Annotated in this window: 23 protein-coding genes; 19 read left to right on the forward strand and 4 right to left on the reverse strand. The window is 69.1% G+C overall.

What is annotated here, in order from left to right; translation table 11 throughout:
• Nucleotides 1–195: 195 nt before the first annotated feature.
• Nucleotides 196–1,017, forward strand: coding sequence for an MIP/aquaporin family protein (locus D183_RS0121720; RefSeq protein WP_026144743.1), 822 nt, complete (start codon nucleotides 196–198; stop codon nucleotides 1,015–1,017).
• A 100-nt stretch (nucleotides 1,018–1,117) separates the two neighbouring features.
• Nucleotides 1,118–2,617 (forward strand): glycerol kinase GlpK, encoded by a 1,500-nt coding sequence (gene glpK / locus D183_RS0121725; RefSeq protein ID WP_017910850.1) that lies wholly within the window; start codon nucleotides 1,118–1,120, stop codon nucleotides 2,615–2,617.
• 347 nt (nucleotides 2,618–2,964) lie between these two features.
• Here the strand turns inward: glpK and D183_RS0121730 are convergent, their stop codons facing one another.
• On the reverse strand, nucleotides 2,965–3,183 hold the full coding sequence (locus tag D183_RS0121730) for a hypothetical protein (protein WP_026144744.1): 219 nt from the start codon (nucleotides 3,181–3,183) through the stop codon (nucleotides 2,965–2,967).
• Between the two features lie 166 nt (nucleotides 3,184–3,349).
• Here D183_RS0121730 and D183_RS0121735 point away from each other — a divergent pair, with 166 nt between their 5' ends.
• From D183_RS0121735 to D183_RS0121765, 7 genes are all read left to right on the forward strand, one after another.
• Nucleotides 3,350–4,057, forward strand: coding sequence for an HAD-IA family hydrolase (locus D183_RS0121735; RefSeq protein ID WP_017910852.1), 708 nt, complete (start codon nucleotides 3,350–3,352; stop codon nucleotides 4,055–4,057).
• Nucleotides 4,054–4,500, forward strand: a complete 447-nt coding sequence (locus D183_RS0121740) for a hypothetical protein (RefSeq protein WP_017910853.1) — start codon at nucleotides 4,054–4,056, stop codon at nucleotides 4,498–4,500. Before D183_RS0121735 ends, D183_RS0121740 begins: the two co-directional genes overlap by 4 nt.
• Nucleotides 4,501–4,914: 414 nt before the next feature.
• The gene (locus D183_RS0121745) at nucleotides 4,915–5,949 is read left to right on the forward strand and encodes an aldo/keto reductase (RefSeq protein ID WP_017910854.1); all 1,035 of its coding nucleotides are present in this window, start codon (nucleotides 4,915–4,917) and stop codon (nucleotides 5,947–5,949) included.
• Nucleotides 5,946–6,827 carry an amidohydrolase family protein gene (locus tag D183_RS0121750; RefSeq protein ID WP_017910855.1) on the forward strand — a complete coding sequence of 294 codons (882 nt, stop codon included), beginning with the start codon at nucleotides 5,946–5,948 and terminating at the stop codon, nucleotides 6,825–6,827. The genes D183_RS0121745 and D183_RS0121750 overlap by 4 nt, the downstream gene beginning before the upstream one ends.
• A gap of 31 nt (nucleotides 6,828–6,858) precedes the next feature.
• Complete coding sequence (locus D183_RS0121755; RefSeq protein ID WP_017910856.1) at nucleotides 6,859–7,605, forward strand: SDR family oxidoreductase; 747 nt, start codon at nucleotides 6,859–6,861, stop codon at nucleotides 7,603–7,605.
• Between the two features lie 33 nt (nucleotides 7,606–7,638).
• On the forward strand, nucleotides 7,639–8,496 hold the full coding sequence (locus D183_RS0121760; protein ID WP_017910857.1) for a fumarylacetoacetate hydrolase family protein: 858 nt from the start codon (nucleotides 7,639–7,641) through the stop codon (nucleotides 8,494–8,496).
• A 259-nt stretch (nucleotides 8,497–8,755) separates the two neighbouring features.
• Complete coding sequence (locus D183_RS0121765; protein ID WP_017910858.1) at nucleotides 8,756–10,075, forward strand: L-fuconate dehydratase; 1,320 nt, start codon at nucleotides 8,756–8,758, stop codon at nucleotides 10,073–10,075.
• A 371-nt stretch (nucleotides 10,076–10,446) separates the two neighbouring features.
• Here the strand turns inward: D183_RS0121765 and D183_RS0121770 are convergent, their stop codons facing one another.
• Together D183_RS0121770 and fucP are read right to left on the reverse strand one after the other, a co-directional pair.
• Nucleotides 10,447–10,821, reverse strand: coding sequence for an L-rhamnose mutarotase (locus D183_RS0121770; protein ID WP_017910859.1), 375 nt, complete (start codon nucleotides 10,819–10,821; stop codon nucleotides 10,447–10,449).
• Between the two features lie 3 nt (nucleotides 10,822–10,824).
• On the reverse strand, nucleotides 10,825–12,132 hold the full coding sequence (gene fucP / locus D183_RS0121775) for an L-fucose:H+ symporter permease (protein ID WP_017910860.1): 1,308 nt from the start codon (nucleotides 12,130–12,132) through the stop codon (nucleotides 10,825–10,827).
• Between the two features lie 211 nt (nucleotides 12,133–12,343).
• Between fucP and D183_RS0121780 the strand changes: the two genes are divergently transcribed.
• The 8 genes from D183_RS0121780 to D183_RS0121810 all read left to right on the forward strand — a co-directional run bounded on the left by D183_RS0121780 (nucleotide 12,344) and on the right by D183_RS0121810 (nucleotide 17,195).
• Nucleotides 12,344–13,096 (forward strand): IclR family transcriptional regulator, encoded by a 753-nt coding sequence (locus tag D183_RS0121780; RefSeq protein ID WP_017910861.1) that lies wholly within the window; start codon nucleotides 12,344–12,346, stop codon nucleotides 13,094–13,096.
• A gap of 157 nt (nucleotides 13,097–13,253) precedes the next feature.
• Nucleotides 13,254–13,511: a hypothetical protein gene (locus D183_RS0121785; protein ID WP_017910862.1), complete on the forward strand. Its 258-nt coding sequence runs from the start codon at nucleotides 13,254–13,256 to the stop codon at nucleotides 13,509–13,511.
• A 479-nt stretch (nucleotides 13,512–13,990) separates the two neighbouring features.
• Nucleotides 13,991–14,410, forward strand: coding sequence for a hypothetical protein (locus D183_RS27630; protein ID WP_157835240.1), 420 nt, complete (start codon nucleotides 13,991–13,993; stop codon nucleotides 14,408–14,410).
• Nucleotides 14,411–14,419: 9 nt separating this feature from the next.
• Nucleotides 14,420–14,851 (forward strand): hypothetical protein, encoded by a 432-nt coding sequence (locus D183_RS27635; RefSeq protein WP_157835241.1) that lies wholly within the window; start codon nucleotides 14,420–14,422, stop codon nucleotides 14,849–14,851.
• Between the two features lie 75 nt (nucleotides 14,852–14,926).
• Nucleotides 14,927–15,211 (forward strand): hypothetical protein, encoded by a 285-nt coding sequence (locus D183_RS0121795; RefSeq protein WP_157835242.1) that lies wholly within the window; start codon nucleotides 14,927–14,929, stop codon nucleotides 15,209–15,211.
• A gap of 388 nt (nucleotides 15,212–15,599) precedes the next feature.
• On the forward strand, nucleotides 15,600–16,160 hold the full coding sequence (locus D183_RS0121800; RefSeq protein WP_017910865.1) for a peroxiredoxin family protein: 561 nt from the start codon (nucleotides 15,600–15,602) through the stop codon (nucleotides 16,158–16,160).
• Between the two features lie 3 nt (nucleotides 16,161–16,163).
• Nucleotides 16,164–16,379, forward strand: coding sequence for a hypothetical protein (locus D183_RS0121805; protein WP_026143700.1), 216 nt, complete (start codon nucleotides 16,164–16,166; stop codon nucleotides 16,377–16,379).
• Between the two features lie 213 nt (nucleotides 16,380–16,592).
• Complete coding sequence (locus D183_RS0121810; protein WP_026144746.1) at nucleotides 16,593–17,195, forward strand: DUF4142 domain-containing protein; 603 nt, start codon at nucleotides 16,593–16,595, stop codon at nucleotides 17,193–17,195.
• Between the two features lie 197 nt (nucleotides 17,196–17,392).
• Here the strand turns inward: D183_RS0121810 and D183_RS0121815 are convergent, their stop codons facing one another.
• Nucleotides 17,393–18,463, reverse strand: coding sequence for a pirin family protein (locus tag D183_RS0121815; RefSeq protein WP_232757336.1), 1,071 nt, complete (start codon nucleotides 18,461–18,463; stop codon nucleotides 17,393–17,395).
• Between the two features lie 353 nt (nucleotides 18,464–18,816).
• Between D183_RS0121815 and D183_RS0121820 the strand changes: the two genes are divergently transcribed.
• A complete protein-coding gene (locus D183_RS0121820) occupies nucleotides 18,817–19,332 on the forward strand; it encodes an RNA polymerase sigma factor (protein ID WP_026143698.1) in 516 nt (171 codons plus the stop codon).
• A partial coding sequence (locus D183_RS25620) for a FecR/PupR family sigma factor regulator (protein ID WP_039729326.1) occupies nucleotides 19,325–19,626 on the forward strand: 302 nt, incomplete at its 3' end. The genes D183_RS0121820 and D183_RS25620, both read left to right, overlap by 8 nt.

Here is a 19,626-nt window from a genome sequence, read left to right on the forward strand (position 1 = left end):
AGGCGCCGGCCACGCTGGCCGCGGCACCGGCGTGACCAAAACGCTGCCGCCGGCCCGGTTCGGGCCGCGGCGGCACGTGCACAATCGCGCTGCGCCCGGCCCCCGCCGTGGCGCACGAACCTGGACGCAACCGTGGAGGGTGGCAGGCATGGGTGGATCGACAGCGGCAACGACAGCAGGCCGGGAGGCATGGGCATGAGCCGGCAACTGATGGGCGAACTGATTTCCGAGGCGATCGCGATGCTGATCATCATCGCCTTCGGCTGCTCGGTGGCGTGCATGTACGTGCTCTACGACCCCAGCCCGTACCAGCACGCCTACTGGGGCGTGTGCATCGCCTGGGGCCTGGCGGTGACCATCGCCATCTACGTCACCGGCTCGGTGTCCGGCACTCACGCCAATCCGGCGGTGACCCTGGCGCTGGCGCTGTACCGCGGGTTTCCCTGGCCCAAGGTGCTGCCGTACTGGGTGGCCCAGGTGATCGGTGCGTTTCTCGGCGCGTGGATCGTCTACCTGCTGTTCGCGCCAGTGATCGACCACTACAACCAGGCCCAGCATCTCACCCGCGCCGGCGGCGGCGCGGCCGGGGTATTCTTCACCGCGCCCGGCCTGGCGATCACGCCGATGCACGCGCTGCGCGACCAGGTGATCCTGACCGCGTTCCTGATCTTCGGCATCTTCGCCATCACCGAGCGCTACAACGAGGCCGCGCCCACCGCCAACTCCGGTGCGCTGATCATCGGCCTGCTGGTGGCGACCATCGGCGCCTCGATGGGCTATCTGGAAGCCTGGGCGATCAATCCGGCCCGCGACTTCGGCCCGCGCCTGTTCGCCTACGTCGCCGGCTGGGGCTCCTCGGCGCTGCCGTCGGCCGACAACTACTGGTGGATCCCGATCGTCGGCCCGCTGATCGGCGGCGTGATCGGCGGTGCCGCCTACCAGTGGCTGATCTATCCGTTCCTGCCGGCGCGGGTGAAAGCGCTGGAAGAAGAACAGGCCGCCGCGCGCCGCGGCTAGCGCACCGGCAGCGCGTTCGTTTCCGCGCGCTGCGCGCGCGTCCCCATTCCCCGTTGGCGCCGCGCCCGTGCGCGCGGCGTGCATCCTGCAGGAGTCTCCGATGGAAAAGCAGTTCATCCTGGCCATCGACCAGGGCACCACCAGTTCGCGCGCGATCCTGTTCGACCGCCAGGGCCGCATCGTCGGCATGGCGCAGCGCGAGTTCTCGCAGATCTTCCCGCAGCCGGGCTGGGTCGAGCACAACCCGCGCGAGATCATGACCAGCGTCTACACCACGATCACCGAACTGCTCAACAACCATCAGGTGGATGCCAGCGCGATCGCCGGCATCGGCATCACCAACCAGCGCGAGACCGCGGTGGTGTGGGACCGGGCCACCGGCCAGCCGATCTACAACGCCATCGTCTGGCAGTCGCGGCAGACCAAGGACATCTGCGACCAGCTCAAGGCCGACGGCCACGAGGACATGGTGCGGGCCAAGACCGGCCTGCTGATCGATGCGTACTTCTCCGGCACCAAGGTCAAGTGGATCCTCGATCACGTCGAAGGTGCACGCGAACGCGCGCAGCGCGGCGAGCTGGCCTTCGGCACCATCGACAGCTGGCTGATCTGGAACCTCACCGGCGGCAAGGTCCACGTCACCGACTACACCAACGCCTCGCGCACGCTGCTGTACAACATCCATGAGTTGCGCTGGGACGAGGAACTGCTGCAACTGCTCGACATCCCCACCTCGATGCTGCCGGAGGTGCGCTCGTCCAGCGAGATCTACGGCAACACCCAGGGCCAGTATTTTTACGGGCATGCGGTGCCGATCGCGGGCATCGCCGGCGACCAGCAGGCCGCACTGTTCGGCCAGGCCTGCTTCGAGCCGGGCATGGCCAAGAACACCTATGGCACCGGCTGTTTCATGCTGATGAACACCGGCGAGAAGGCGGTGGCGTCGAAGAACGGCCTGCTCACCACCATCGCCTGGGGCGTGGACGGCAAGGTCGAGTACGCGCTGGAAGGCGCGATCTTCGTCGCCGGTTCGGTGGTGCAGTGGCTGCGCGACGGCCTGCGCATGCTCGGCAAGGCCAGCGACTCGCAGGCCTACGCCGAGCGCGCCGGCGACAACGACGGCGTGTACTTCGTGCCGGCCTTCGTCGGCCTGGGCGCGCCCTACTGGCGCAGCGACATACGCGGCGCGGTGTTCGGCCTGACCCGCGGCACCACCAAGGAACATTTCATCCGCGCCGCCATCGAATCGATGGCCTACCAGACGCGCGACGTGCTGACCGCGATGCAGGTCGATTCGGGCATCGAACTGAAGGAACTGCGCGCCGACGGCGGCGCCATCGCCAACGACTTCATGGCGCAGTTCCAGAGCGACATCCTGGACGTGCCGGTGCTGCGCCCGGAGGTGGCCGAGACCACTGCGCTGGGTGCGGCCTACCTGGCCGGCCTGGCGACTGGCTTCTGGAAGAATCGCGACGAGATCGCCCAGCAATGGGCAGTCGACCGCCGTTTCGAGCCGGACATGCCGGCCGAACGCCGCGAAGCGCTGTACGCCGGCTGGCAGCAGGCAGTGGAGGCGACGATGGGGTTCCGGATTCGCTGAGGTGGTCGCGCAGTGCAGTCGGGGGCTGCGTCTGCTCCTTTGCATCTGTGGGCCGAGGCGTTGTTCGTCGCTGCGACTGCCGAAGGCGGCAGTCGCCAGCCGCCGCACCGAATCTGGTAGGCGTCAGCGGTGATGCCGCCGCGACAAGCGAAACCGAAAGCCGACGGACACCTTCCGTCGTCGGGACTGAAGTCCCTCCCACAAGGGTGCCTTTCCCACAGGGTGTCCTGCCCCTTCCCTGTGCGAGCGGCTTCCGCCGCGCCGGGCGCTCTCGCGAAACGCCGTTCGCCGTCGTTCAAGCGCCGCTGCGGCCGAGCCGGCGCGCACTCCTGGCAACGGCGAAGGATTCAGACGTACTGCGTCGGCCCGCGCGGACCCGGCACCGGGGCGTCGACGTCGCCGACCGGGTCCTGGATCGGCGGGATGGTCGGATCGGTCGGCTGGTCGGGGATCGGATCGATCGGGCGGTCCGGGGTCGGATCCACGCCCGGATTCGGCACCTGGCCCGGCACCTCGTTCGGTGGCTGCTGCGGGTCCTGGCCGGGATTGGGGGATTGCATGTGCATGAGCCTCTCCGTGCGATGGCGTTCCAGCGTGCGCGCCATGGCAGCGCGTGCGGGTGAAGCGCATGCCAAGGACGGATGAAAGACGGGCCGATGCATGCGCCTTGCCATCGCGATTGGCACGCCCGCCGCTGGCGCGGACTCCGACGCTCCGGCATGCTGGCGCCGCATGCACCGCTACGATCTGGTCATCTTCGATTTCGACGGCACCCTGGCCGATTCGTTTCCCTGGTTCCTGGCGACCATCAACGGCGTCGCCGACGAATTCGGCTTCCGCCGTTTCGACGTGGCGCGGCTGGACGAGATCCGCAGCCTGAGCGCGCGCGAGCTGATGGCGCGCAGCGGCCTGCGCTGGTGGCGGGTGCCGGCGGTGGCGCAACGCATGCGCGCGCTGATGAGTGCGCAGATCGAGCGCATCGCGCTGTTCGACGGCGTCGCCGAGTTGCTCGCGCAGCTGGCGCAGGCCGGCGTGCACCTGGCCCTGGTCACGTCCAACAGCCACGCCAACGTCGAGCGGGTGCTCGGCCCCGCGCTGCTCGCGCAGTTTCGCTACGTGCGCTGCGGCGCGGCGGTGCTGGGCAAGCGCCGCAAGTTGCGCGCCAGCCTGCGTGCCTGCGGCGTTCCCGCCGCGCGGGCGCTGTGCGTGGGCGACGAGATCCGCGATGCCGAGGCCGCGCGCCAGGCCGGCATCGCCTTCGCCGGCGTGGCCTGGGGCTACACCTTGCCGGCGGCCTTGCAGCCGCACACGCCGCTGCCGTTGCTGCAGCGGCCGGACGCGCTGCGGGCGCTGGTGCTGGGTACCGGTGCCTGCACGCAGTCGCGTCTGGCGCAGACAGGCGCGCGCGGCGCCTGCGCGGCCGTGGGCGGCGACGCATGACGTGGCTGCCCTATGTGGTCGCGGGCGTGATCACGGTCGTCTTCCTCGGCAGCGCCGCCCTGTCGATCGGCGCGCTGTATCGCATGGGGCGCAACCAGGTGACGGACCTGCTGGAGGCTTCGTTCCGCGAGCAGGCATTTCCGGGCGAGCACGGGCCGTTGCGTGGCAGCGACCTCACTGTGGTCAAGCGATCCAAGCAGACCATCGAGGGCAGCTACAGCCATGTGTATTCGATCGCACCGGGTGCCGCGCTGCAGACCGCCGATGCGTTCTGGTACTGCGTCGGGCCGGGACCGAGCTGGTTCCTGGCCATTCCGGTGGTGACGTCGGGCTTCGGCGAGGCGCAGGTGCATTGGATCGTGCGGCCGATGACCGAGGGGCGCATGCGCGTGGCGCTGCAGTTCGACCGCAAGGCGACCCGCCTGGCCTTCGCTGCGCGCTGAGTCCACCGACCCGAGCGAGGCAGCCAGGCGCGCACGGCGCGAAGGGACCTGTCGATCACGTCCTCGCGCCATCCCACTGTCCTCGGGGTGCCCGGTGGCATGCGCTGCCACCGACGGTGGGGAATCCAGCGGCGCACCGAGTGCCATCGGGCGAACGTCGGCCACGCCATGCGCCGGCTGGCTCGGCCGGACGCCGAGCGGAATTGCTGCGCTGCAGGTTGATTGTTCACTTGTGATTGCTATATTCATATGCGAACAAGTCGCCGTGCCATCGCCGTCCCGGGCGTGCATGCTGCGGCCTTCCTTCATCGCGCCCGATCCCGGGCAGAGGCGTGCCATGCGTGACCCCAGCAATTCCCGTCCCTCGCGCGTCCGTGGGCGATCCGCTGTGGCCGTCATGCTGGGCGTGCACGCATGGCGCTGAGCGCTGTCGCCGCCGACGCCGCCCTGGCGCCGCGCGCGCTGGGCCGCAGTGGCGTGCAGCTGTCCACCCTGGGCTTCGGCGCCGCGCCGATCGGCAATCTGTACGCCGAGGTGGACGATGCGGTGGCGCTGGCCGCGGTGGCCGATGCCTATGCCGCCGGCATCCGCCATTTCGACACCGCGCCGTACTACGGCTACGGGTTGAGCGAGCAACGCCTGGGGCAGGGCCTGCGCGGGCTGCCGCGCGCCAGCTACACGCTCTCGACCAAGGTCGGGCGCTGCGTCTACGACGATGCTGCGGCCGCGCCGGGACGCGAGGGCTTCGCCGTGGCCGGGCGCCGCGCCGAATTCGACTACAGCCGCGACGGCGTGCTGCGTGCGTTCGACAGCAGCCTGCAGCGGCTCGGCACCGATCACATCGACGTGCTGCTGCTGCACGACATCGGCCGCCTGACCCACGGCGAGCGCCATCCGGCGATGCTGCGACAGGCGCTGGACGAGGCTCTGCCGACGATGGCCGCGCTGAAGGCGCAGGGCGCGTGCCGGGCGATCGGCATCGGCGTCAACGAGGAAGACGTGGCGGTGGAACTGATGCCGCTGTTCCCGCTCGACTGCGTGATGCTGGCCGGCCGCTACACGCTGCTCGAACAGCACGCCGCGCAGCGGATCATGGCACAGGCGCTGCAGCGGCAGATCGGCATCCTGGTGGCCGGGCCGTACAGTTCCGGCCTGCTGAGCGATGCGCGCGGGCCGGGCGACACCTACAACTACGCACCGGTGGATCCGGCCACGCTGCAGCACGCGCAGCGCCTGTTCGCGGCCTGCGCCGCGCACGGCGTGGACGTGGGCGCGGCGGCGCTGCAGTTCCCGCTCGCCCATCCGGCGGTGAGTGCGGTGGTCGCCGGCATGCGCACGCCGGTGGAAGTGGCCAGCGCCGCCACGCGCCTGCGCGCGGCGATTCCCGCGGCGCTGTGGCAACAACTGCGCGACGACGACCTGCTGCGCGCGCCGGTGCCGACGCCGTGAAGGTCATCGACGCCCATGTGCATTTCTGGCGCCTGGCGCGTGGCGATTATGCCTGGCTGACCCCGGAGCTGGGCGTGCTGTACCGCGATTACCTGCCCGAGGACCTGACTGCAACGCTCGACGCGCAGGGCGTGACCGCGCTGGTGGCGGTGCAGGCAGCGCAGAGCGAGGCGGAAACCCGCTATCTGCTGCAGTTGGCGCGGACCGAGCCGCGCATCGTCGGCGTGGTCGGCTGGGTCGATTTCGAGGCCGCCGACGTTGCCGCGCGCATCGCCGCGCTGTGCGCCGAAAGCGCCGGCCTGCTCAAGGGGCTGCGACCGATGGTGCAGGACCTGGCCGATCCGCAGTGGCTGGCGCGGCCGCAGCTGGATGCGGCGTTCGACGCGCTGCTGCAGCACGACCTGGCGTTCGACGCACTGGTGCGTCCGCTGCACCTGCCGGCGCTGCTGGCACGGCTGCAGCGCCACCCTCACTTGCGCGTGGTGCTGGACCACGCCGCCAAGCCGTCCATCGGCGGTGCCGGTTTCCAGGCCTGGGCCGACGGCGTGGCGCAACTGGCGCAGCACCCCAACGTGGTGTGCAAGCTGTCCGGCCTGCTCACCGAACTGCCGGCCGGCGCCGCCATCGACGATCCTGCGCTTGCCCCCCACGTGGCGCACCTGTTCGCCTGCTTCGGCGCGCAGCGGCTGCTGTGGGGCAGCGACTGGCCGGTGCTGACCCAGCGTGCCGACTACGCCGCGTGGATGGCGCTGGCGCAGGCCTGGGTCGCGCAGCACGCCGTCGATGACGCCGAGGCGGTGTTCGCCGGCACTGCGCGGCGCGTCTATCGCCTGTCCGATCCGATTGCTTCCTCCCCCACCTGGAGTCCCGCCCCATGACCACGTTCGCGTTCGTTTCCGGGAGCCGCGCATGAGCGGCCGTCTGCAAGGCAAGCGCTGCCTGATCACCGCCGCCGGCGCCGGCATCGGCCGCGAGAGCGCACTGGCCTGCGCCCGCGAAGGCGCGCAGGTGCTGGCCACCGACATCGACGCCGCCGCGCTGCAGGCGCTGGCCGCCGAGGCCGATGGCATCGTCACGCAGACCCTGGACGTCACCGATGCCGCCGCGATTCAGGCGCTGGTGGCGGCGCAGCCGACCTTCGACGTGCTGTTCAACTGCGCCGGCTACGTGCACCAGGGCAGCATCCTCGACTGCGACACGCCGGCCTGGAAGCGCTCGTTCGCGATCAACGTCGATGCGATGTACTACCTGTGCCAGGCGGTGCTGCCGGGCATGCTCGCGCAGGGCCGCGGCAGCATCGTCAACATGTCCTCGGTGGCGTCCAGCATCAAGGGCGTGCCCAACCGCTTCGCCTACGGCGTGACCAAGGCGGCAGTGATCGGCCTGAGCAAGGCCATCGCCGCCGACTACGTGGCCAAGGGCATCCGCTGCAACGCGATCTGCCCCGGCACGATCAAGACGCCGTCGCTGGGCGAGCGGGTCAAGGCGCTGGGTGGCGACGAGCAGGCGGTGTGGAAGAGCTTCACCGACCGCCAGCCGATGGGCCGCCTGGGCGACCCGCGCGAGATCGCGCAGCTGGTGGTGTACCTGGCCTCGGACGACTCCTCGTTCACCACCGGCCAGACCCACATCATCGACGGCGGCTGGTCGAACTGACCGCGCCTTCCCCTTCCTGACAGAGGACTTCCCATGAAACTGCTGCGTTACGGCGAACCCGGCCACGAACGCCCGGCCCTGCTCGATGCCGACGGCCACTTGCGCGATCTTTCGGCGGTGATCGACGACGTCGCCGGCGAGCATCTCACCGCCGCCGGCCTGGCCCGGCTGCGCGCGCTCGATCCGACCACGCTGCCGCAGGTGGACGGCGAGGTGCGCTACGGCGCCGCCGTCGGCCGCGTCGGCAAGTTCATCTGCGTCGGGCTGAACTACGCCGACCATGCCGCCGAGTCGGGCATGGCGGTGCCGGAGATGCCGGTGCTGTTCATGAAGGCCACCAGCGCGATCAGCGGCCCCAACGACACCGTGACCATTCCGCGCGGTTCGCTCAAGACCGACTGGGAAGTGGAGCTGGGCGTGGTGATCGGCGATACCGCGCGCGATGTGTCGGTGGACGAGGCGCTGTCGCATGTCGCCGGCTATGCGGTGATCAACGACCTGTCCGAGCGCGCGTTCCAGCTCGAGCACGGCGGGCAATGGGTGAAGGGCAAGAGCTGCGACGGCTTCGGCCCGATCGGCCCTTGGCTGGTCACCGCCGACGAGGTGGCGGACCCGCAGAACCTGTCGATGTGGCTGGAGGTCAACGGCCATCGCTACCAGAACGGCAGCACCCGCACGATGGTGTTCGGCGTGGCCGAGCTGGTCAGCCACATCAGCCGCTACATGACGCTGTTGCCGGGCGACGTGATCAGCACCGGCACGCCGCCGGGCGTGGGCCTTGGGCAGAAGCCGCAGGTGTACCTGAAGCCGGGCGACGTGATGCGGCTGGGCATCGAAGGCCTGGGCGAGCAACGCCAGGCCGTGGTCGCGCATCCGCGCGACGCGCAATAAGTAACGCCGCGAGATGCAAAGCCCCTCTCCCCTCGGGAGAGGGGTTGGGGTGAGGGTACGGGGCGAAGCCACCTCGCATTGCACGTGGCTTTCGCTTCCGCGCGAGCGCCACATCCGCGTGCTGCTACTTCGTTCTTGTTTCACGAGGGCGGCGACAGCCATGCACTGACGCACCCTCACCCCAACCCCTCTCCCGGGAGGAGAGGGGCTACTTCACCGCTTTTTTGACTTTCCCACCGCCTCACCGACCAGGATCCCCATGAGCAAAATCGTCGCGCTCGAGACCTTCGACGTCCGTTTCCCCACCTCGCGCGAACTGGACGGTTCCGATGCGATGAATCCGGATCCGGATTATTCGGCCGCCTATCTGCGCCTGCGTACCGATGCCGACGACGGCCTCGCCGGCTACGGCCTGGCCTTCACCATCGGTCGCGGCAACGACGTGCAGAGCGCGGCGGTGGCGGCGCTGGCGCATCACGTGGTCGGCCGCGACGTGGAGACGGTGATCGGCGACCTGGGCGGGTTCGCGCGCAGCCTCACCGACGACTCGCAGCTGCGCTGGCTGGGCCCGGAGAAAGGCGTGATGCACATGGCCATCGGCGCCGTGGTCAACGCCGCCTGGGACATGGCCGCGCGTCGCGCCGGCAAGCCGCTGTGGCGCTTCATCGCCGAGTTGTCGCCGGAGCAACTGGTGGCCGCGATCGACTTCCGCTACCTCAGCGACGCGCTGACCCCGGACGAGGCGCTGGCCATGTTGCGCGATGCCGAACCGCTGCGCGACGAGCGTATCCAGACCCTGCTCGAACAGGGCTATCCGGCCTACACCACCTCGCCCGGCTGGCTCGGCTATTCCGACGAGAAGCTGGTGCGCCTGGCCAAGGAAGCGGTGGCCGATGGCTTCCGCACCATCAAGCTCAAGGTCGGCGCCAACGTGGAGGACGACATCCGCCGCTGCCGCCTGGCGCGCGCCGCGATCGGCCCGGACGTCGCCATGGCGGTGGACGCCAACCAGCGCTGGGACGTGGGCCCGGCGATCGCCTGGATGCGCCAGCTCGCCGAATTCGACATCGCCTGGATCGAGGAGCCGACCAGCCCCGACGACGTGCTCGGCCACGCCGCGATCCGCCGCGGCATCGCTCCGGTGCCGGTGTCCACCGGCGAGCACACCCAGAACCGGGTGGTGTTCAAGCAGTTGCTGCAGGCCGGCGCGGTGGACCTGATCCAGATCGACGCAGCGCGCGTGGGCGGCGTCAACGAGAACCTGGCAATCCTGCTGCTGGCGGCCAAGTTCGGCGTGCGCGTGTTCCCGCATGCCGGCGGCGTGGGCCTGTGCGAACTGGTGCAACACCTGGCGATGGCCGATTTCGTCGCCATCACCGGCAAGATGGAAGACCGCGCGATCGAGTTCGTCGACCACCTGCACCAGCACTTCGTCGATCCGGTGCGGATCGTCCACGGCCGCTATCTGGCGCCGACCACGCCGGGCTTCTCGGCCGAGATGCATGCCGCCTCGGTCACCCAGTTCCTGTATCCAGACGGCCCGTTCTGGAGCGCGGATCTGGCCGCGCAGGGCGGCTGACGCCAGCGACCTTGGTGCGCTTCCGCCGAAGGAAGCGCGCCGGTTGCGGTGGTTGCCAGTGCATCTGTCGCGGCTGAAGCCGCTCCTGCGACGGCGGCGGCAGCGGTGCTGGATCGCTCGCTGTGGGAGCGACTTCAGTCGCGACGCACGAACCTGTGCACGCACCAGCTTCGGCAGCGGTCGGGACTGAAGTCCCTCCCACAACGTCGCACAGCATCCGCCGCGCCTGCCGCGACCTCTGCAACCGCACCTGCCGCATTCTCTGCAACCGTAGAAGCGGCTTCAGCCGCGACGAGCGAAGCGGTAAACCAACCGGTCTCGCGCGCGCTCGGCACCCGCCTTCCAACACACGCATACGCCCACGCAATACCTCAGCCCGTGCCGTTGCGCTCCTGCGCGGCCAGCGCCGCCTGCAACGAAAAGATCTGCAGCGCTTCGCGCCATTTCTCGCCGGGCGCCGAACCGGGTAGGGGTTTCTGGAAGCGCCACATCAACTCCTCCCACGCCTGCACGCGCGGATCGGCGGCGTCGGCAGCGGCCTTGGCGGCGGGCGAATAGTCCTCGTCCACCTCCATCAGCATCACCAGGCGGTCGCCGCAGCGGTGGATGTCCAGCTCGCGGATGCCGGCGGCGCGCAGCGAGGCGACGATCTCCGGCCACACGGTGTCGGGACGGTGCCAGCGTTCGTATTCGGCGATCAGCGCCGGGTCGTCGTGCAGGTCCAGCAGGTAGCAATGGCGCGGCATGGTTCAGGCTCCGCGGGCAGAGGGAAGGGGCGCCACGCGGTTTCGCGCCGCATGCAGCGCGAAGCCGAGGATCACCGCGAAGCCGATCGCGGGCACCGCCAGCGCCCAGTGGATGCCGGCGTGGTCGGACACCGCGCCCATCACCGCGGTCAACGCGGCACCGCCGATGATCGCCATGACGATCAGCGACGCGCCCAGCTTGCGCGCGTCGTCGTCCAGTCCGTCCAGGCCCAGGGCGAAGATGGTCGGGAACATCACCGACATGAACAGGCTGCTGGCGACCAGCGCATACAGGCCGATCCAGCCCGGCAGCGCCACCGCCACCGCGCACAGCAGCAGGTTGAGCAGGGCGAACACGCCCAGCAGCCGTGCCGGCGCCAGGAAGCGCAGCAGCGCGGTGCCGATGAAGCGGCCGGCCATGAACAGCACCAGCGACAGGGTGAGGAAATCGGCGGCGGTCTTCTCCGGGGTGCCGGGCACGCCGTCCTGCAGGTAGCGGATCAGGTAGCTCCAGATGCCGACCTGCGCGCCGACGTAGAAGAACTGCGCGATCACCGCGAACACGAAGCGGCCATTGCGCCGCAACTGGCCGAAGCCGCCTGCGCGCGCGCCCTCGCCACCGGTGCGGGTGGCGGGGAAGCGGGTCAGCCCGATCAGCAGCGCCCACAGCAGCACCACCGCACCGATGATCAGGTACGGCGTCTGCACCGCCAGCGACTCGGTGGCGAAGAAGGCCTCGCGCGCGGCCGGCGCCATCGCCGCCAGCTCCTGCGGCGTGTGCTCTACGCCGGAGAGGATGAAGTGCTGGCCGACAAGGATGCCGGTGATCGAGCCCAGCGGATTGAACGCCTGCGCCAGGTTCAGCCGCCGCGCTGCGCCCTCGGCCGGGCCGAGCACGGTGACCAGCGGGTTGGCGGTGGTTTCCAGAAAGGCCAGGCCGCTGGCGATGACGAACAGCGCCAGCAGGAACAGCCAGTAGGTGTGCACCTGCGCGGCGGGGTAGAACAGGAACGCGCCGACCGCGTACAGCAGCAGGCCCAGCACCACCGCGGTCTTGTAGCTGTAGCGGCGCATGAACATCGCCGCCGGGATCGCGAACACGAAGTAGCCCAGGTAGAACGCGCTCTGCACCAGCCCGGCCTGCAGGTCAGTCAGCTCGAAGGCCTTCTTGAACTGCTTGATCAGGATGTCGTTGAGGTTGTTCGCCATGCCCCAGAGGAAGAACAGGCTGACGATCAGGACCAACGGCGCAAGCGCGGTCCGGGTGAGACTGGCGGACGCCGGTGTGGCGGATTCGCTGCTGTAGTGCATTGCCGCCTACCCCTCCCAAGGTGTGCCGCGTCGCGTTCGGTTTGTCGGCGGAGCGTACTGCGCCGGCGAGTGCCATGCAAATATAAAATTTGAGTTCATATGTGCATGAGGCGATCGGCGCCGATCCCTGCAGCGCAGGCCACCATGGTGCGGCCCGGCGCGGCGTCCCTGTACCCTAGTCCTCTTCACCTGCTGCCGGGCCCTCGACGGAATGACCACCCCCTTGCCCAAGTACCGCGCGCCCGCCCTGGACAAGGGGCTGGACATCCTGGAGCTGCTGGCGCGCGACGGGCGGCCGATGAGCATGGGCGAGATCTCGCAGGGCATCGGCCGCTCGCGCGGCGAGATCTTCCGCATGCTGCAGGTGCTGGAAGAGCGCGGCTACCTGACCCGCACCGCGGGCGAGGGCGGCTACACGCTGACCAATCGCCTGTTCATGCTTGGCATGCAGCAGCCGCGGGTGCAGAACGTCACCGAGGTGGCGCTGCCGGTGATGCGCGCGCTGGCCGACGCGATTCGCCAGCCCTGCCACCTGGTGGCGCCGTCGGACGACCAGATCGTGGTCATCGCGCAGATGGACGTGCCCAGCGACCTCGGTCTGGTGGTGCGTCCCGGCCACCGCCGCCCGTTCGCGCATTCCACCTCCGGCCTGGTGCTGTTCGCGTTCCAGCCGGCCGACGCGCAGGCGCAGTTGCTGCAGCGTCTGGATGCCAGCGAGGTGGCCTACGACCGCGCCGCGTTCCTGGCCGCGGCGCAGGAGGTGCACGCGCTGGGCTACAGCATCCATCCCAGCGAGGCGGTGGTCGGCGTGATCGATCTCACCGCGCCGATCCTGCAGCACGGCGTCGCCCGCTACACCCTGACCGTGCCCTTCATCGAACGCCGCCCGCAACCGATCGACGCACAGGCGGCGATGCGCGCGGTGTGCGATGCCGCGGCGCAGATCAGTGCGGCGTTGGCGTAGGTGCCGTGACCACCATTTGCCGATATGCCGTGGTGCGTCTCTTCCCACAGCGAGTGCGTTCGCGTCCCTTGTCGCGTGCGGACAATGGCCGGCGCGACCAGCGGATGCATGTTTCGCTGCGCAGCGGTCCTGATAGTCGGGTGACTGAGGGCGAGTGATGGCGAACGCGGTCTTCTATCTGTTCGCCGCGATCGCGGCGCTGCTGGCTGTATGCCTCCATCGGTACAACAAGCGCCGCATGGACGCCCTGCTGATGGCGTCGTTTCGTCAGCTGTCCTTCACCAGCGACGACGTCGCCTTGTGCGGTGCGGATCTGCAGGTGGTGAAGAAGGCGCAACAGTTCATCCGCGCGACGCAGCAGTTGTCGCTCTTGCCGGATAGCCCAGTCGTCAATCAAGGCGATGCGTTCTGGTAGTGCCGCGGCCCCGGCGCAAGCTGGTTCCTGGCGATTCCCACAGTGATGTCGCGTGGTGGCGAACTGGAGGTGAGTTGGGTCGTGCGCCCCCTCACCGAGCAGCGCATGCGTGCCGCCCTGCAGTTCGACCACAAGGCCTGTCGGCGTGCGTTTGGCGAGCCGGACGCATCCTGAGCGTCGTGACAAACCGCGGCGGGTCGAAGACCGATGCGATGCCGCGGTGCAGGTCAGCGCGACGATGGCTTAGACATCGCGCGCTTGGCGATTCCGGCGCTGGGGATGCCCTGATGGCGTGTACGAGAACCGAGCGGGATAGTCCGCGCGATCGCGATCCGTGGCATGCTCAGCGCTCGGTGGCGGTGCTGTGGAGCATGCTCCATGCGTTGGCATAGCAGCCGTGTTTGCGTCGGTTCGAGGCTAGCCATTCATTCAAGCCGAACCCGCGTCGTGGTGCGGTTAACTCAGGTGCTAGGCGGCATATGAACATTGCACGCGCATTGTGTTCGACTTGGGTCGCGCTCGCCGCGCTTTCGGCGAATGCTGCGCCGGTGGTCAGAATCGATGGGAGTTCACCGGATCGCTTCGAGCGCTCGCATGCCGAGCTCGTCGCGTCTCTTTCTCCGCAACAGCGGCTGCGGCTCAGCCTCGCGGAGATCGTCTATCTCGAATCAAGGCAGTGCTTGGGCAGGCGTCAGGCGCATGCCGATTCCTTCGTGGAGCAGCAGCTTGGCGGGCAGGTAGATCTCGCACCGTGTCGAAAGGCGTTGCACGGTCTGGGCTACCGGGAAATCATGGAGCGCAGCTATCCTCCAGGCGGCGGTCCTGGTCCAGAGGCTGTGCCGCCTAATAGCACTCCCAAGTCGAAGCCGCTTCGCGGCGCTGGCCAATTCTGGCGTTAGGGCACACACATGATTCTTTCGCTCTTGATGCAGATGGCGACTGGTACGCCACCTATGCCGCCGCCGGCTGTCCGCGGGTTCTGCACCCCGGTTCAGCCGGAGCTTGCCAAATTTCAGGTTGATGAGGACTACCACGTGATCGGCCAGCAGCGTCGCACCGGAAAGCTCTACTCCGGCACCCTGCGCGTACAGCGGGTTGGAAGCCACTACCAGTTGGTCAGAGTTGTCGGCGGCAAGAGCGTGCGCGGTGTGGCTACGCCGGTGGCATGCGGGCCAGACGAAGTCCATCTGTTGCAGATCCGCTACGCGAACGAGCCAGCGTTCAACTGTAAAATGAGCGTTAACTATGACAACTATTCGGTGGCTAGCTGCGGTCCTGGCGGCCGAGACGGCTGGGCAGTCACCGGCTTGGAAGCGTGGTATCCCAATGGTGCACCCTAACAATTCGTCCAAGACGATGCCGTCTCGCTATGTAGATTAACTCAGGTGTTAGGCAGCACGGAGAACGAGGCTATCGTGGCTCATAAGAAGAAAATTCACGCGCACATCCAAGCGGCTGCCGATGAGCTCATCGCCTTTGTGCGCAGCTGTGAGGCGGACTACGTCGAACGATGGGTTCCCACGGTTCACGTCAAAGACGCCCTGGAGCTCAACTTTGTCGCCACGCCGCAGCAAGGACGGCAGTACGGCCCGAAGGGCTGGCTGTTCGCCATCCTCGCCAGGGTGCTCGAAGATCAAGGCGTGCTTGAACACAAGAAGGTTGGCAACCGTTCCTACTGCAGATCAAGGGCTGCTGCCTAACAATCGATCCAGGCCGGCGCCACTTCGTGGCGCGGCTTAACGCAGGGTAGGCCGCCTGACCCGTCTGCGACGTACAGCGCTGGGAGGCCTCACTGACGTGCCGCCATCCGTGCGTCTACCACGCGAAGCATCCCTCGTGCCGCTGTTCTCGCGCCGCGTACCGCGCGCGCGGCAAGGTCAGCGCATGCCCGTGCCTGCGCTGCATGCACACATATGCGCCACATCGCTGGAATGCGCGCCCACGGTGCACGTGACTCGATCCCCAGCCTGATCACGCAGTCGCTGCGCGTGCGCGCAAAGCGTTGACCTGTGCGCCACCGCTGCGCAGCCTGCAGGGAACACGGCGACATGGACACACGGCATGGCACGGCGGTTTCCCTGGAGTTGGTTGGCGGTGCTGGCGGCATGCGCGTTGGTGCTGGTGCTGGCCTGGCAGAACCGCGGTCTGCGCGAGGAACGGCGCTGGTTCGTCACCCGCACCACCGAGCCGTATTTGGGCATGTACGTGCCGCGCATTGCCGCTACCACGTTGGACGGTGCGCCGCTGACGCTGGGTGAGCCGGCGGCCGAGCGGCAGGTCCTGTTCTTCTTCACCACCACCTGCCCGTACTGCAAGCGCTCGGCGCCGCAGATGGTGCAGACCGCGCAGCGTCTGGCCGCGCAGCAGCCCGACGTGCAGGTGCTGGGCGTGTGCCAGTGCAGCCCCGCGCAGGCGCAGCGCTACGCCGCCGAGCACGGCTTCACGTTTCCGGTGACCACGTTGACCGACCGCCGCGCACTGATGCTGTTCCGCGCGCGCAACGTGCCGACGCTGCTGGCGCTGGACCACGAAGGACGCGTGCGCTATGCGCGCGTCGGCGTTTTCGAGACCACGGAGCGGATGCAGGACCTGATGGCCGCAGTGCGTCGCACGGATGCGCCGCCGGCCTTGGCAACCATCGAGGAGTAAGCCATGAAACAGCGTTGGACAGCGTTACGCAACGGGATGCTTGCAGCCGTGTTCCTGGCCAGCATGGGCTTCGGCGCGGTGCAGGCGACCGCCGGCGACGGCATCGAGAAGGAGGCGGCCTGCAGTGCCTGGGCCTGCCAGCAGGAGTGCGCACCGTTCGGCGGCGAGCTGGGGCCGGGCGGGCCCGGAAAGCCGCTGGTCTGCTACTGCTGCGGCTGAGCAGTGCCGGAGCCGGCCGCGCCAGGCCGGCTCCGGCATCGGGGCCGCGATGCCGGCGATCACGGATCGCAGTGAGCATCTGCCGCGGTGCGACTCTGCAGGGCGCGCCTGGTGCGCGCGATCGCGCCTTGCGTTACGGCCAGCCGCCGCCGATTCACGCAGGTTTGCGCGCTGGCTGGGCATGGTGGAACGCAGACCAACCAGGAGCGTTCCATGACTTCACCTCTTCATCCCGTCCGCCTGACCCTGCTTGCCGCGCTCACCGCCGTGGCGCTGAGCGGCTGCGGCAAGCCCGGCGACCAGGCCTCGCGCACCGCACCGGCCACCTCGCCGGAGCCCACCGCCGCGCCGGTGGGTGGCGAAAGCGGACGCGCACCGATCGGCGGCGACGCCTCGGCCAAGGCGATGCTGCAGGTGTTGGAGGGCAACGTGGTGGCGCTGTCCAAGCAGGCGCTGTCGCGCAACGTCAGCAAGACCGTGGCCGATTTCGCCCGCGAGACCATCGCCGTGCACCACGATGCCGACCCGGCCACGGCCGGCAAGGGCGGCCCCGGCGATGCGGAGAAGATCGACGCGCAGGTGGCCAAGGGCCGCGCGCAGCTGCAGGCGCTGGGCGACGAGAAGGACGACTCCGCCTACATGAACGCCTACGCGGCGGCGATGGTGCGGCAGTACTCCGACGCGCTGTCGGTGATCGATGCCGAGCTGGTGCCGGCGGCCAAGGAAGACGCCACCCGCCAGGAACTGCAGCAGGCGCGCAAGCGCATCGCCGAGCAACTGGAGCGCGCGCAGGCGCTGGCCTCGGCCCGCTACTGAGCACATAGCCCCTCTCCCGTTTGGCCGACAGGGTGCGGTCTGCGCGCCACTGGCGCGCGCACCCTGGAGCGCCCGCGCCGCAAGCGCGGGCCGGGGCGCGGAGCGGGGGTTGGGGTGGGGGTACGGCGCAGAGCGACGCGCAGAATTGGTGTGTACGAGGCTGGGAACGCGGCGTCCTCTCGCATCGGCGACACGCCCTAGCCGTCGGCGGCGACCGCGCGCGACGCCGGCCGCTCCTCACGCCCATCGGGATGTCGAGCGAAGCGGGTCGGGTCGCTGCCGTGCACCGGCGCCTCGTCCCGCCATGGCCAGCCGCCGAACTGGGTGCGGCGATAGTCGGCCATGGCCTGGGCGATCTCGGCCGGCGTGTTCATCACGAACGGACCGTGTTGCGCCACCGGTTCGGCGATCGGTCGGCCTTGCAGCACCAGGAATTCGCTCGCCTCGCCGTCGCCATTGACCAACTCGACCGCCTGATCGGCGCGCAGCTCGATCGCCGCATGGCGGGTCACCGGGCGCCCGCCCACCGTCACCGCTGCGCCCTTGAAGAAATACAGGCTGCGGCGCGTGCCGCGGCCTTGCGCGGCGGGCAGGGTCCAGCGTGCGCCGGGTGCCATGCGGATCGTCCAGATGGCCACATCGGCATCGTCCTGCGCGGCCCATGAATCCGGTGGCGGCGCGAGCGGGCCGCCGGCGCTGCCTGGCGCGGCGTCGACCGGGCCGATGCGGCCGGCCACGCAGGCCACCTCGGTGGTGCGGCCGGCATCGTCGGTGGCGGTGAAGCGCGGCAGGTCTTCCGACCAGAACATGGTGAAGTGCGGCGCGGCCAGCTTGCTGCGCGCCGGCAGGTTGAGCCAGATCTGGAACAGCTCCAGCGGGTTGGGTGCCGCCGTGTCCAGCAGCGGGAACATCTCCGAATGGACGATGCCCGCGCCGGCCGTCACCCACTGCACGTCGCCGGCGCCGAAGCGCGCCGCCGCACCGAGCGAATCGGCATGGTCGATCAGGCCCTTGCGCACGATGGTCACGGTCTCGAAGCCACGGTGCGGATGGCCAGGAAAGCCGGGAATCTCCTCGCCGTGATACATGCTCCAGCCGTCCTTGCGGCTGAAGTCCTGGCCGATGGCGCGGCCGTGCAGGGACGCCGCCGGCCCCATCGCACCGTTGCCGGCGGGGTAGGCATCGTCGTGGTAGACGCAGAACAGGAACGGGTCGATCGTGTCCCAAGGGAAGCCAAGCGGCTTGATCTGGACGATGGGGTCGGTCATGGAGAGATCCTTCATGCGAACGCCGCCCAAGATTGGACGCGGCAACCCTCACGATATGGGGCGACTCCGATGGAACGGAAGGCCGGTCCGGAGGACATCCTGTCCTGCACGGGAAACGCTGGGATGCGCGGCCGCAGCGTCCATGGCGAGGGCGCAGGCGCGGTGACCGGCCGCGTTGCATGCGCCGATCGCGCGAATCCGGCAGTCAGCGGTGAACTGAATGCTTGCCGGGGCGCAACCGCTCCGCTACGCCCGCAGGACCCGTGCGTCATCGGACTGTCATCGCCGAGGACCAGCATCGCAGCCTTTCCGAATCCGCCGGCTGCCGATGGCGCCGGCATTGCGAGTGGCTGGTGCGTTCCGAACCCCTGCCGGCGTTGTCGCGGCTGTTCCTGCAATGGCGGCCGTCGCTGAGCCGCTATTTCCGCAAGCGTCGCGCCGCGGCCTGGGATGCCGACGACCTGCTGCAGGAAGTGTGGCTGCGGCTGCAGCGCAGCGAGGCGCATGCGCCGGAGATCGCCAATCCCGAAGCCTACCTGTTCACCATCGCCGCCAACCTGATGCGCGAGCACGCGCTGCTGCACCAGCGCAACAGCCAGCGCGACACCTGCCTGGACGATGTGCTGGAGCGGCTGGCGGTGCCCTGCGAGGCCGATGCGCAGGTGCACCGCGCGCAGCGCCGGCAGCGCCTGGCCGAGCTGATGGCACGGCTGCCGCCGAAGTGTCGCGCGGCGATGACGCTGCGCTACCGCGACGAACTGGGCTACCAGGAAATCGCCGAGCAACTGCAGATCTCCAGCCACATGGTCAAGAAATACATCATCAAGGGCCTGGCGGTGTGCCGGCAGGGCATGGCGCGCTATGCGTGAGGATCCGCAGCGCGTCGCCGAAGCGGCCGCGGACTGGTACCTGGCGCAGCGCGAGACCGCGCTGCCGCCGGCGCGGCAGGCCGAGTTCCTGGCCTGGCTGCGGCACTCGCCGGCGCACGTGGCCGCCTATTTCGACATCGCGCGGATGCACGGCGACCTGCCGTCCGCGGCGCAGGCGCAGCAGGCCAGCAGCGCGCAGCTGCGCGCGCATGCCTTGCGCAGCGGGGCGGTGGTGGTGCCGCTGCGCCCGGATGTGGACACGCCGACGTCGGTGCCCCACCCGCGGCGTGTCCT

The sequence above is a fragment of the Xanthomonas sp. SHU 199 genome (assembly GCF_000364665.1).
Lineage (GTDB): Bacteria > Pseudomonadota > Gammaproteobacteria > Xanthomonadales > Xanthomonadaceae > Xanthomonas_A > Xanthomonas_A sontii.